The organism is Citrobacter sp. Cu233 (assembly GCF_030332225.1).
Taxonomy (GTDB): Bacteria; Pseudomonadota; Gammaproteobacteria; order Enterobacterales; family Enterobacteriaceae; genus Citrobacter.
Map to the genome: position 1 here is coordinate 42,810 of NZ_JAOWIF010000028.1, position 13,603 is coordinate 56,412.

Genomic DNA, 13,603 nt, shown 5'->3' on the forward strand with positions numbered 1-13,603 from the left:
GGCTGCCTCTGCGTTGGCTGCACCCTCACACCCAGTCACATCGTTGTTTATGCGTCTGGTGGTTATCGGGCTTGCCGCCCGAGACAGCATGAATGCCTTAGTGTATATCTTGTTGTTATTGGCCGCTAAGTACTCTCGCAGGGTCAATATTGCTGGCGCGACGCGCCGGATACCAACTAGCCAAAAGACTCAGCAACAATGCAGTCACCAACACGTAAATCACATCCAGCCAGTGCAATTCAGATGGCAGGAAGTCAATAAAATAAATATCACCCGAGAGGAACTGATGACCGATAAGCGCCTCAATACCGTTGATGATCGGTGTGAGCTGCAGAGAAACAACAACACCAATAACCACACCTATCAGGCTACCGAGCAGACCCGCCAGCAGTCCATACCAGACGAAGATGGCGCGGATCAGCCCGTCTTTCGCCCCCAGCGTTCTTAATACCGCAATATCACCACTCTTGTCTTTCACCGCCATCACTAACGTTGAAACGATATTGAAACAGGCAACGCCAATCACCAACACCATGGCCAGATACATAATGGCGCGAATCATCTGGATATCGCGATACATATAGCCGTAAGTACCGATCCAGCTCTTAATATAGACATAGTTGTTGGTCACTTCGCCGGCGTCTCTGACCAACTTATTGGCGTTAAAGACATCGTTGACCTTCAGGGCAATCCCGGAAACGCTGGAGCCCATATCCAGGTACTGCTGCGCGTCTTCCATTGGGATCATGGCGAAGCTGTGATCGAGCTGACCGCTCAGTTGCAGAATACCGGTAACGTGCAAACGCACACGTTTAGGCTGCTGTAGCTTGTGATCGGCGCTGGCATTGGGGATCATAATCGACACCCAGTCCCCCTGCTTCACCTTCAGCGCGTCAGCAATCCCCTTGCCAAGAATGACCTGCTGCTCACCCGCTTTGAAATTATCCCAGGCATGGTTTTGCACAAATGACGGTAGCGCACTTAAACGTTGCTCCTGCTTCGGATCCACGCCTTTTACCTGTACGGCGCGCAAGTTCGCCCCACTCTCCACCAGCCCGGTGAAATTGATATATGGCGCAGCAGCGACAATACCCGGTACCTTCTGCACGTTGACCAGCGCGTCCTGCCAGTTATTCCACGGCTGGTTCACCGCTTCTATCTCACCGTGCGGCACAACCGCCAGAATACGGTTGTTCAGCTCGCGCTCAAAACCGTTCATCGCACTCAAACCGACGATCAATACCGCCACCCCTAATGCAATACCGATAGTGGAGATGACGGAAATCAGCGAGACCATACCGCCGCGCCGCCGGCCACGGCTAAAACGTAACCCAATCAATAACGATAAAGGCGAAGCCATTACTCTGCTCCCATCAGGCTCAGTTCGGCCGTCAGGCGACCATCGCGCATTTCAAGCTGGCGGCTCATGCGCTTCGCCAGTTGCAGATCGTGCGTCACAACCAGAAATGCGGTGCCCTGAGAACGGTTCAGCTCACCCAGAAGCTCAAAAATACTGTCCGCGTTACGCGCATCAAGGTTACCCGTTGGCTCATCTGCCAACACCAGACGCGGGTTATTCACCAGCGCACGGGCAATCGCCACACGTTGACGCTCGCCGCCTGAGAGTTCGGACGGACGGTGGCTGGCACGGTGATCCAGCCCAACCGCTTTCAGCATGTCACGTGCGCGCGCGGTAATTTCAGCCGGCTTCTTCTTGCCAATCAGTAGCGGCATCGCCACATTTTCCAGCGCGGTAAAGTCTGGCAACAAATGGTGGAACTGGTAAATAAATCCGAGCTTCTGATTACGCAGTTCCGCTTTCGCCGCTGACGAGAGTTTGCTCATCGGCTGACCGCTAAAAATAACGTCGCCGGAAGTCGGTGTATCCAGCCCGCCGAGCAGATGAAGCAATGTACTTTTACCGGAGCCTGAGCTGCCGACAATCGCCATCATCTCACCCTCGCCGACGCAAAAACTGACATCGTGCAGAACATCAGTCTGCACCGTGCCTTCCTGATAGCGTTTGCACAGGTTGTCGCATTGCAACAGGATCTTATTCATAACGTAAAGCCTCAGCGGGTTGAGTGGCGGCAGCGCGCCAGGAAGGGTAAAGCGTAGACAGCAGCGCGATGGCCATTGCCACCAGCGCAATGACGATCACCTGCAACGGCTCAATAGCGACAGGTAACGCGGCACCGTCCAGCAGCACGCCGATAATCGGCATCAGGTTGTTCAGTTGGCTGGCAAGCAACGCGCCCAGCACGGCCCCCAGCAGCGCGCCGATAATCCCGGCACTGGCCCCCTGAACCATAAACACCATCATTATTTGCCGCGGCGTGAGCCCCTGCGTTTGTAAAATCGCCACTTCCCCTTGCTTCTCCATCACCATCAGACCCAGCGAGGTAATAATATTAAACGCTGCAACCGCCACGATCAGGCTCAGCAACAGCCCCATCATGTTTTTTTCCATCCGCACAGCCTGGAACAGCTCGCCTTTACGCTCGCGCCAGTCCTGCCATTTGGTGCCTTGCGGCAACGTTTGTTGGCTCAGCGTATCAACCTTGAGCGGTTCATTCAGCCACAGACGCCAGCCGGTGATATTGCCTGCCGGATAACGCATCAGACGTGACGCATCCTGGATGTTGGTCAACATCTGATAACCATCGACTTCACTATTGGCGGCAAAGGTGCCAATCACCGTAAACAGACGCTGGCTCGGCAAGCGTCCCATTGGCGTAAACTGACTGGCAGACGGCACCATCACGCGAATTTGATCGCCGCGGTTCACACCCAACTGACCGGCAAGCTGCTCACCGAGGATGACATTATACTTACCCGGTTCGAGATCTGTTTGCTTCACATTGACCAGATACGGCGTTAACGGATCTTTTTGCGCCGGGTCGATGCCCAGCATCACCCCTACCGCCACGCTACGCGCACTCTGCAGGACCACATCGCCCGTTGTTAGTGGCGCAACACGGTTGACGCCGTTCAATACCACGGCTTTTTCCGGCAACTTCTGCGGGTTAAGAGAGCCTTGCTCCGCCGAGAGAATTGCCTGAGGCATCAGACCCAGGATGTTATTTTGCAGCTCGCGTTCGAAACCGTTCATCACCGACAATACCGTGACCAGCGCCATTACCCCAAGAGTAATGCCAATGGTAGAGAGCCAGGAAACGAAACGACCGAAGCGATCTGCTGCACGCCCACGCATATAACGCAGGCCAATGAATAGAGCGACAGGTTGGTACATGAAATCCGTCTGGTTGCTGTTAGCAAAGTCACGAGTATATAAGCGAAAGCGGGATGGGTAAATGACTGAACCGTAAGTGTTCGTCAGCATTGTTCTGAAAAGTATAACCAAATCAATTCGCTAAAGTTTCCACTTTTCCCTCATCCATTGTTCCTGATCTTTATCTTAAAAAAATAAAAAGCAGACGGTTACGCATTACAGAGAAGGCCGGGTTTTGCAGGATGGCAGGCTATCTCACACAATATGGATACACCACTGCAATGAATAAAAAAGAGTTATGGATTAATCAAATCAAAGGGTTATGTATCTGCATGGTGGTTATTTACCACTCGGTCATTACCTTTTATCCTCCTCTCACCGCCTTCCAGCATCCACTCTCACAGGTGCTAACCAAATGCTGGATCTATCTCAATCTGTATCTGGCACCGTTGCGCATGCCCGTCTTTTTCTTTATTTCGGGCTATCTGATCCGCCGCTACATTGCAAACGTCCCGTGGGCAAGCTGTGTAGACAAACGCATCTGGAGTATTGCCTGGGTGCTGATACTGTGGGGGATCGTGCAATGGCTGGCGTTAGTCACGCTCAATAACTGGCTGGCCCCGCAGCGCGATCTGAGCCATACCGCCAACGCCGCCTATGCCGGCTCGATCAGTGGCTTTACCCACGGGATGCTCACCGCCAGCACCAGCTTGTGGTATCTGTACGCGCTGATTGTTTATTTTATTTTGTGTAAGATTTTCAGCCGCTGGGCGGTGCCGATGATGGCGTTATTTGTCGTGCTGAGCGTGGCGATCAATTTTATCCCGACGCCGTGGTGGGGAATGAACAGCGTAATTCGTAACCTGCCATACTACAGTCTCGGCGCCTGGTTTGGCTCAACGCTGATGACGTGGATCAAAGACGTTCCCCTGCGCCGTCACGCAGTCATCGTGACGGTGAGTGCACTGGTGGCTGTCATCGCCTGGCTGGCAAATGTTTCGCTATTACTCTCACTTCTTTCCATCGTACTCATCATGAAGTTGTTTTATCAATTTGAACAACGTTTTGGCATGAGTGCATCCAGTCCATTAAGCGTGATAGGTTCCAATACTATCGCCATCTACACCACCCACCGAATTCTGGTGGAACTGATGAGTTTAACGCTGCTTCCCAAACTCAATCATACCGTCTGGTCCGCAAACGTAGAGCTGGCCCTGCTACTGGTGTACCCGTTCGCTTGCTTACTGTTGTGTACGCTGGTCGGACTAATGGTTCGAAAAATTTCACAAAAAACCGTTGCCGACCTGCTCTTCTCCCCGCCTTCTTTCTCCACTGTTTCTCGCTAAACCTTACGCGCTTTTGCCCCCATCCGGGGGCGAATCAATTTGCTTATGAGAAACGATCACGGATAATAAAGAAACATTGCTTATCAGACGTATATCCAAACGAGATCCTGACAACCGAATGCCTGAACAACATCGTTACACGCTTCCAGCAAAAGCTGGCGAGCAGCGCCAGTTGGGTGAACTTACCGGTGCCGCCTGCGCGACGCTGGTCGCAGAAATCGCCGAACACCATCCGGGACCCGTGGTGCTTATCGCGCCGGACATGCAAAATGCCTTGCGTCTGCATGATGAAATTCGTCAGTTTACCGACCAGATGGTGATGAATCTGGCTGACTGGGAAACACTGCCCTATGACAGTTTTTCACCACATCAGGAAATCATCTCCTCGCGACTCTCCACGTTGTATCAACTGCCTGCAATGCAACGCGGTGTGCTGATCGTACCGGTCAACACGTTGATGCAGCGAGTCTGCCCGCACAGCTATCTACACGGTCATGCACTGGTGATGAAAAAGGGTCAGCGCCTGTCGCGTGATGCCCTGCGTGAGCAACTGGACAGCGCCGGTTATCGCCATGTTGATCAGGTTATGGAGCACGGTGAATACGCCACACGCGGTGCGTTGCTGGACTTGTTCCCAATGGGCAGTGAACTGCCTTATCGCCTTGATTTCTTTGATGACGAAATCGACAGCCTGCGTCTGTTTGACACCGATACACAACGCACGCTGGAAGAAGTCGACGCCATTAATTTGCTGCCTGCCCACGAATTTCCAACCGATAAAACAGCCATTGAGCTGTTCCGCAGTCAGTGGCGCGACACCTTTGAAGTTAAACGTGACGCTGAACATATTTATCAGCAGGTCAGTAAAGGCACGTTACCTGCCGGGATTGAATACTGGCAACCGCTGTTTTTCAGTGAGCCCCTGCCACCGCTGTTCAGCTACTTCCCCGCCAATACGCTGTTAGTGAATACCGGAGATATTGAAACCAGCGCAGAACGTTTCCAGGCGGATACACTGTCACGTTTTGAGAATCGGGGTGTCGATCCGATGCGTCCACTGCTGCCGCCAGAATCGCTGTGGCTGCGGGTTGACGAACTGTTTTCCGAGCTTAAACATTGGCCTCGCGTCCAGCTCAAAACCGAAAGTCTGGCAAACAAAGCGGCAAACACTAATCTGGGATTCCGGAAGCTGCCGGACATCGCCGTACAAGCGCAACAGAAATCGCCGCTGGATGCGCTGCGTAAATTCCTGGAAACCTTCAATGGTCCGGTCATTTTCTCAGTAGAGAGTGAAGGTCGCCGTGAAGCACTCGGCGAACTTCTGGCTCGCATCAAAGTTGCGCCAAAACGTATTTTACGCCTTGATGAAGCCGCCGACAGCGGTCGTTATCTGATGATTGGTGCGGCAGAGCACGGTTTCATTGATACCAAACGCAACCAGGCACTGATTTGCGAAAGCGATCTCCTTGGTGAACGTGTGGCACGTCGCCGCCAGGATTCCCGCCGCACGATTAACCCGGATACGTTGATCCGAAACCTCGCAGAGCTGCATCCGGGGCAGCCCGTCGTGCACCTTGAGCACGGCGTGGGTCGCTATGCCGGTATGACCACACTGGAAGCGGGCGGCATTACTGGCGAATACCTGATGCTCACCTACGCCAACGACGCCAAATTGTATGTCCCGGTGTCATCGTTGCATTTGATAAGCCGCTATGCCGGAGGCGCAGAAGAGAATGCCCCGCTGCATAAACTTGGTGGAGATGCCTGGTCGCGCGCCCGGCAGAAAGCCGCCGAGAAGGTGCGTGACGTCGCGGCGGAGTTGCTGGATATTTACGCCCAGCGTGCGGCAAAAGAAGGTTTTGCCTTTAAGCACGATCGTGAGCAGTATCAGCTGTTTTGTGACAGCTTCCCGTTTGAAACCACACCCGATCAGGCACAGGCCATCAACGCGGTACTCAGCGATATGTGTCAGCCGCTGGCAATGGACCGCCTGGTGTGTGGTGACGTCGGCTTCGGCAAAACCGAAGTTGCGATGCGCGCCGCATTTCTCGCCGTCGAGAACCACAAACAGGTGGCCGTTTTAGTGCCGACTACCCTGCTCGCTCAGCAGCATTTCGACAACTTCCGTGACCGCTTTGCCAACTGGCCCGTGCGCATTGAGATGCTGTCCCGTTTTCGTAGCGCCAAAGAGCAAGCGCAGATTCTGGAGCAGGTTGCCGAAGGTAAAATCGATATTCTCATCGGCACGCACAAACTGCTGCAAAGCGATGTGAAACTAAAAGATTTGGGACTGCTGATTGTCGATGAAGAGCACCGCTTCGGTGTCCGTCACAAAGAGCGTATTAAAGCGATGCGCGCCGATGTCGATATTCTGACACTGACCGCAACCCCGATCCCGCGTACGCTCAATATGGCGATGAGCGGCATGCGCGATCTGTCAATTATCGCCACACCGCCAGCTCGTCGTCTGGCAGTCAAAACCTTTGTGCGCGAGTATGACAATCTGGTGGTTCGCGAAGCTATCCTGCGTGAAGTGTTACGCGGCGGGCAGGTCTACTATCTGTTCAACGATGTTGAAAACATCCAGAAAACCGCCGACAGGCTGGCAGAGTTGGTACCGGAAGCGCGTATCGGGATTGGACATGGGCAAATGCGCGAACGCGAGCTGGAACGCGTGATGAACGATTTCCACCATCAGCGCTTCAACGTGCTGGTGTGTACCACCATCATCGAAACCGGGATCGATATTCCAACCGCTAACACCATTATTATCGAGCGCGCTGACCATTTCGGGTTGGCACAATTGCACCAGCTACGCGGCCGCGTGGGACGTTCACACCATCAGGCCTATGCCTGGCTGTTGACGCCGCATCCGAAAGCGATGACCACCGATGCACAAAAACGCCTTGAGGCAATTGCATCACTGGAAGATTTGGGTGCAGGTTTTGCGCTGGCCACTCACGACCTCGAGATTCGCGGCGCGGGGGAACTGCTGGGTGAAGATCAGAGCGGTTCGATGGAAACCATCGGCTTCTCACTGTACATGGAACTGCTGGAAAACGCGGTTGATGCGCTTAAAGAGGGACGCGAACCGTCGCTCGAAGATCTCACCAACCAGCAAACTGAAGTCGAGCTGCGGATGCCTTCGCTACTGCCAGATGACTACATCCCCGATGTGAATACGCGACTGTCGTTCTACAAGCGCATTGCCAGTGCAAAAAGCGAAAACGAGCTGGAAGAGATTAAAGTCGAACTGATTGACCGTTTTGGTTTGCTGCCTGACCCGGCCCGTACGCTGCTGGATATTGCCCGTTTGCGCCAGCAAGCGCAAAAACTGGGCATCAGAAAGCTAGAAGGCAATGAAAAAGGCGGGACGATTGAGTTTGCCGAGAAGAACCACGTCAACCCGGTGTGGCTGATTGGCTTACTCCAAAAGCAACCTCAGCACTTCCGTCTGGATGGCCCAACCCGGCTGAAGTTTATGCAAGATTTAGCCGAGCGTAAAACCCGTATCGACTGGGTACGTCAGTTTATGCGCCAACTTGAAGAAAACGCCATAGCGTAGCGTTCCGGCCGGGTGAGCACCGTGCTTGCCCGGCCGATGAATTTACAAACTCTTTGCACTTCCCTGCACTTCCCGACACTGCAAACCGCCATAATTCCCGTTTACTTTTACATTATAAAAACCACGTAAAAACAATGGATTTATGGTGATGTTAAACAATAAACGACTCTCTCGCTGGCTAACGATTTTTACGCTCGCGGCGACCGTCGCGTTAGCACTTCCGGCTAAAGCGAATACCTGGCCGCTCCCGCCGCCAGGCAGCAAACTGGTGGGTGAAAATGCCACTCACGTTGTCGAAAACAACGGCGGATCGCTGGAAGCCATTGCGAAAAAATACAACGTCGGCTTTTTAGCGCTGCTGCAGGCTAACCCCGGCGTTGATCCATACGTACCTCGCCCAGGCAGTGTTTTAACCATCCCATTGCAAACTTTGCTGCCGGATGCCCCACGCGAAGGGATTGTCATTAACCTCGCCGAACTGCGTCTTTACTATTACCAGCCAGGGACAAAATCGGTGACCGTGTATCCAATTGGCATTGGCCAGTTAGGCGGCGACACCCTGACACCAACAATGGTAACCACCATCTCTGATAAGCGTGCCAACCCGACCTGGACACCAACGGCGAATATCCGCGCTCGGTATAAAGCCAATGGTATCGACCTCCCTGCCGTAGTACCTGCCGGGCCGGATAACCCGATGGGGCACCATGCTATCCGCTTAGCTGCTTACGGCGGTGTGTATTTGCTGCATGGAACCAACGCGGATTTTGGCATCGGTATGCGTGTCAGTTCTGGATGTATTCGCCTGCGTGACGGTGATATTGAAACCTTATTCCGCCAGGTTACGCCGGGAACCAAAGTGAACATCATCAACACGCCGATTAAAGCCTCCGTTGAACCTGGCGGTATGCGCCTGGTTGAAGTACACCAACCGCTGTCAGAAAAGATTAATGACGACCCGCAGTTACTGCCGATCGTGTTGAATTCATCAATGCAGAGCTTTAAAAATGCGGCACAAACAGACGCAGCGGTGATGGAGCATGCAATGGAGCTACGTTCAGGAATGCCTGTAGATGTGACACGCCACCACGATGTTCCCGCACAAACTCTGTAAATTCAGGTCATAAAAAACCCCCGCCGGTGTGTTCCCGCGGGGGTTTTTTATTGAATTCGCAGTGGCATTGCGAGGGTTTACAACTTATTTGTAGATAACTGCAGTCCCGTGAAGGGTGTTAGGACCGGTAACAGAAGTAATACGGAATGACTTCGCCCCCATTTCATCTGCTTTCTGTGCCAGTTGATCTTCCAGAGAACCTAAGTTAGTCCCGGCGTTGGCAGTGATAGTACCGACTTTCTGTTGGCCTTCAGGTGTAGCCTGAACTTCAACAGCGGCAAAGCTGGCAAATGAAAGTGAGCTCAGAACTGCAGCGACAAAAAGAGTTTTTACGTTTTTCATGATAGTGACCTTTAGCAGATGAATGTGTGCCGTAAGCGATTAACTTAACGATCGATAGGTAAATCATAGATGTGATCCAGGTCACACGTCAACATTTTTTTATAACGATTGTTATTTAAAACACAAAGACCTTATTTTTCATGCTAATAGCATTAAATTATTTTTATCGTGAATGCACTGGAGTGTCTGCGCGATTATTTTTATAATGGTTATTCAATAAACCCAACCAGGTACAACGGCACCATGACAACTGAAACGACAAGTTGTGCAAAAAAAAGCCGTGGCCGACCAAAAGTGTTCGACAGGGAAGCCGCGCTTGATAAGGCCATGACACTCTTCTGGCAGCACGGATATGAAGCGACATCGCTCGCCGATCTCGTAGAAGCAACCGGGGCAAAAGCGCCTACGCTGTATGCAGAATTTACCAATAAGGAAGGACTGTTTCGTGCCGTGCTGGACCGCTATATCAGTCGCTTCGCGGCAAAACACGAAGCTCAACTGTTTTGTGAAGAAAAAAGCCTCGAATCCGCACTCGAGGACTATTTCACCGCAATAGCGACCTGCTTCACCAGTAAAGACACGCCCGCGGGCTGTTTTATGATTAACACATCCGCGACGCTTGCCGCCTCTTCCCGGGACATTGCGCGCACGGTTAAATCCCGTCACGCCATGCAGGAGCAGACGCTGGCTCAGTTTCTGCATCAACGACAGGAACATGGTGAAATACCGGCACACTGTGATGTACAAAAGTTGGCTGAATATCTGAACTGTATTTTGCAGGGTATGTCGATCAGCGCCCGCGAAGGAGCCACATTCGAAAAACTGATGCAGATCGCGCACACCACGTTACGATTGTGGCCTGAACTGATTAAAGATTAACCTTTTCCACACTACCCACGTCTTACTGTCATCACCGGGAGCTTACGCCGTTCCCGGTGGATACGGCACTTCTTAATCCCTACATTCTTTATTGTTTTCATTGAGTTAATACATTTCTTTTGTAAAAAACATTGATAATGTCAATCATTATCAGCAATATTCGCATTTGCTTTAATATCCGTTTCATAATGTAACAATCGGTTTCCATGCCGTAAAAATAAAAACAGACCAACAAATTTTATAAGGAATACAAATGAATAAGCATCTCTGGGTGCTCAATCCTCTGTTACTGTCTTTAACCCTACCGGCAATGGCGGCAGAAGAAGAAGATCTCATCGTCAGCGCCAACCGTAGTCAACGTACCGTGTCTCAAATGGCACAAACTACATGGGTTATCGAAGGCAGAGAGATTGAACAGCAGGTTCAGGGGGGGAAAGAGTTTAAGGATGTTCTTGCTCAGTTGATCCCCGGAATCGATGTCAGCAGCCAGGGACGGACCAACTACGGGATGAACATGCGTGGTCGCGCCATCGTTGTGCTGATTGACGGTGTTCGTCTCAACTCTTCCCGCACCGACAGCCGTCAGCTTGACTCCATTGATCCGTTTAATATTGCACACATTGAAGTTATCTCCGGTGCAACATCGCTGTATGGCGGCGGAAGTACCGGTGGTTTGATCAACATCGTTACCAAAAAAGGTCAGCCTGAGCGTGAAGTTGAACTCGAGCTGGGCAGTAAAAGCGGGTTCAACAACAGTAACGATCATGACGAACGGGTTGCCGCCGCAGTTAGCGGAGGAACCGACCGCGCATCCGGACGCATGTCCGTCGCTTATCAACGCTTTGGTGGCTGGTACAATGCCAACCACGACGCTTTAATGCTCGATAACACTCAAACTGGCCTGCAACACTCTGACCGTCTGGACGTCATGGGCACCGGGACGATTGAGCTTGATGACGACCGCCAGCTGCAGCTGGTTACGCAGTACTACAAAAGCCAGGGAGATGACGACTACGGACTGGATCTCGGCGAGAACATGTCCGCCGTGACGGGCACCGGTAACGCTAATACCAGCAGTGGTCTCAATTCCAACCGAATCCCCGGCACGGAGCGGCATCTGATCAGTCTGCAATATTCCGATGCTAATTTCTTCGGTCAGAATCTGGTCAGCCAGATCTATTACCGTGACGAATCACTAAAATTCTATCCTTTCCCTACGCTGAGCAAAGGTAAGGTCACCAGTTTCTCCGCATCACAACAGGATACTGACCAGTTTGGTGCCAAAATCACCCTCAACAGCCAGCTGATGGAAAACTGGGAACTGACATGGGGGATCGACGCCGATCACGAAACATTCGATTCCAATCAAGAATTCTTCGATCTGGCTTATTCCCTCCCCTCCGGCGGTATGGATAACCGAACAGCCTACACCACCGGGCGCTATCCCGGTTACAGCATCACCAACTTTGCGCCTTTCCTGCAAAACAGCTACGACATTAATGACATCTTTACGCTCAGCGGTGGTATCCGCTACCAGTGGACTGAAAACCGCGTTGATGATTTTGTCGGCTATACGCAGCAACAAGGCATCGCAACGGGTCTGGCGAACTCTGCTGATAGTATCCCGGGTGGCAAAGCTGACTATGATAACGTCCTGTTTAACGCGGGCATCCTCGCACACCTGACCGAACGCCAACAGACCTGGTTCAACTTCTCTCAAGGTGTGGAACTTCCCGACCCAGGAAAATACTACGGCAATGGTACCTACTCGCTGGTTGGCGATCATTATCAGCTCCAGCGCAGCGTTAACGTCGCGGATTCACGTCTGGAAGGCATTAAAGTTAACTCTTACGAACTGGGGTGGCGCTACACCGGCGATAATCTGCGCACACAACTGGCAGCCTATTACTCCACGTCAGATAAATCGATCGTCATTAACCGCAACGATATGACCATTAACGTACAACCCGACGATCGCCGGATTTATGGCCTTGAAGGCGCGGTGGATTATTTCATTGCTGATACCGACTGGAGTGTGGGAAGTAACTTCAACATCATTAAATCGGAAGTGAAGCAAAACGGTAAATGGCAAAAATGGGATGTCACTCTGGCTTCACCATCTAAAGCAACCGCATGGGTTGGCTGGGCACCGGAACCGTGGTCGCTGCGAGTACAGAGTCAGCAAACCTTCGACCTGAGCGACGCCAGTGGCAACAAGCTGGATGGGTACAATACGATGGACGTTATCGGCAGCTATCAGCTCCCGCTGGGTAAACTGACCTTTAGCGTTGAGAACCTGCTGAATGAAGAGTACACCACCCTCTGGGGACAGCGTGCACCGTTACTCTACAGCCCGACCTATGGCAGTCCATCCTTGTATGAATACAAAGGCCGGGGTCGCACCTTTGGCCTGAACTACGCATTGACCTTCTGACAAAAAAAGCCCCCCAGCCTGAGCGAATGGGGGGCTAATGTTCAGGATAACGCTATTTTACGCCTTGTTATTCAGAACCAACTGGCCGTTGTTATCCAGCGGAATTTGCGTACCGGGATCTTTATCCATACGGATTTTGCCCTGCTGATCGCCAATTTTGTACGTGACGTTGTAGCCCAGCATTTTTTCTGATTTGTCATACACCGTTTTACAACGTTGTTGTGTGGTCGTGTATGTATCGTTTTCCTGCATTGAACCCTGAATCTGGTTACCTGCATAACCGCCACCTAACGCACCAGCAACGGTCGCAATGTCTTTGCCGCGTCCACCACCAAACTGATGACCAATTACGCCCCCGGCAACCGCGCCCAGCACGGAACCGGCAATACGGTTTTCATCCTGTACAGGTTTACGGTGAGTAACCGTCACATTGCGACATTCCTGGCGCGGTGTTTTTACCGTTTCTTTAATCGGTGTTGCAGAGACGACTTGTGCAAACTGTGGGCCACGCTCAAAAACGTTCAGACTGGCCACCGCTGCCACACCCAGCGCAGCCGCTACGCCAATCCCTATACCCGCCAACATGGATTTATTCACGGGACATCCTCCTTTTTTGCTATTAGCAACAACTTTGCAACAGGAAGTAAGGGATGCCAATCAGAATGGGGATGAAAAAAGTGGGAGTAAAAGC

10 protein-coding genes are annotated in these 13,603 nt (G+C 52.0%); 5 read left to right on the forward strand and 5 right to left on the reverse strand.

Annotated elements, in window-relative coordinates; genetic code table 11:
- Nucleotides 1–115: 115 nt before the first annotated feature.
- Genes lolE through lolC form a run of 3 tightly spaced genes read right to left on the reverse strand, consistent with a single transcriptional unit; the run spans nucleotide 116 to nucleotide 3,253 of the window.
- Nucleotides 116–1,360: a lipoprotein-releasing ABC transporter permease subunit LolE gene (gene lolE / locus OGX95_RS01060; protein ID WP_286627997.1), complete on the reverse strand. Its 1,245-nt coding sequence runs from the start codon at nucleotides 1,358–1,360 to the stop codon at nucleotides 116–118.
- Entirely contained in the window at nucleotides 1,360–2,061 is a 702-nt protein-coding gene (lolD, locus tag OGX95_RS01065; RefSeq protein WP_042309095.1) for a lipoprotein-releasing ABC transporter ATP-binding protein LolD, read from the reverse strand. Before lolD ends, lolE begins: the two co-directional genes overlap by 1 nt.
- Entirely contained in the window at nucleotides 2,054–3,253 is a 1,200-nt protein-coding gene (gene lolC, locus OGX95_RS01070; RefSeq protein ID WP_286627998.1) for a lipoprotein-releasing ABC transporter permease subunit LolC, read from the reverse strand. Before lolC ends, lolD begins: the two co-directional genes overlap by 8 nt.
- Nucleotides 3,254–3,513: 260 nt before the next feature.
- Between lolC and OGX95_RS01075 the strand changes: the two genes are divergently transcribed.
- The 3 genes from OGX95_RS01075 (at nucleotide 3,514) to ldtC (ending at nucleotide 9,257) form a co-directional block, all read left to right on the forward strand.
- Nucleotides 3,514–4,578: an acyltransferase family protein gene (locus OGX95_RS01075; protein WP_286627999.1), complete on the forward strand. Its 1,065-nt coding sequence runs from the start codon at nucleotides 3,514–3,516 to the stop codon at nucleotides 4,576–4,578.
- A 118-nt stretch (nucleotides 4,579–4,696) separates the two neighbouring features.
- The gene (gene mfd / locus OGX95_RS01080; RefSeq protein ID WP_286628000.1) at nucleotides 4,697–8,143 is read left to right on the forward strand and encodes a transcription-repair coupling factor; all 3,447 of its coding nucleotides are present in this window, start codon (nucleotides 4,697–4,699) and stop codon (nucleotides 8,141–8,143) included.
- A gap of 148 nt (nucleotides 8,144–8,291) precedes the next feature.
- A complete protein-coding gene (gene ldtC, locus OGX95_RS01085) occupies nucleotides 8,292–9,257 on the forward strand; it encodes a L,D-transpeptidase LdtC (RefSeq protein ID WP_286628001.1) in 966 nt (321 codons plus the stop codon).
- An 84-nt stretch (nucleotides 9,258–9,341) separates the two neighbouring features.
- On the opposite strand, the gene bhsA is transcribed toward ldtC, so the two are convergent.
- On the reverse strand, nucleotides 9,342–9,599 hold the full coding sequence (bhsA, locus tag OGX95_RS01090; protein ID WP_286628002.1) for a multiple stress resistance protein BhsA: 258 nt from the start codon (nucleotides 9,597–9,599) through the stop codon (nucleotides 9,342–9,344).
- Nucleotides 9,600–9,842: 243 nt separating this feature from the next.
- Here bhsA and comR point away from each other — a divergent pair, with 243 nt between their 5' ends.
- Both comR and OGX95_RS01100 read left to right on the forward strand, forming a co-directional pair.
- Complete coding sequence (comR, locus tag OGX95_RS01095) at nucleotides 9,843–10,478, forward strand: TetR family copper-responsive transcriptional repressor ComR (RefSeq protein ID WP_286628003.1); 636 nt, start codon at nucleotides 9,843–9,845, stop codon at nucleotides 10,476–10,478.
- Between the two features lie 253 nt (nucleotides 10,479–10,731).
- The gene (locus tag OGX95_RS01100) at nucleotides 10,732–12,912 is read left to right on the forward strand and encodes a TonB-dependent siderophore receptor (protein ID WP_286628004.1); all 2,181 of its coding nucleotides are present in this window, start codon (nucleotides 10,732–10,734) and stop codon (nucleotides 12,910–12,912) included.
- Nucleotides 12,913–12,969: 57 nt separating this feature from the next.
- Here OGX95_RS01100 and OGX95_RS01105 read toward each other — a convergent pair whose 3' ends face one another.
- Nucleotides 12,970–13,509, reverse strand: a complete 540-nt coding sequence (locus OGX95_RS01105) for a glycine zipper 2TM domain-containing protein (RefSeq protein WP_286628005.1) — start codon at nucleotides 13,507–13,509, stop codon at nucleotides 12,970–12,972.
- Nucleotides 13,510–13,603 lie beyond the last annotated feature (94 nt).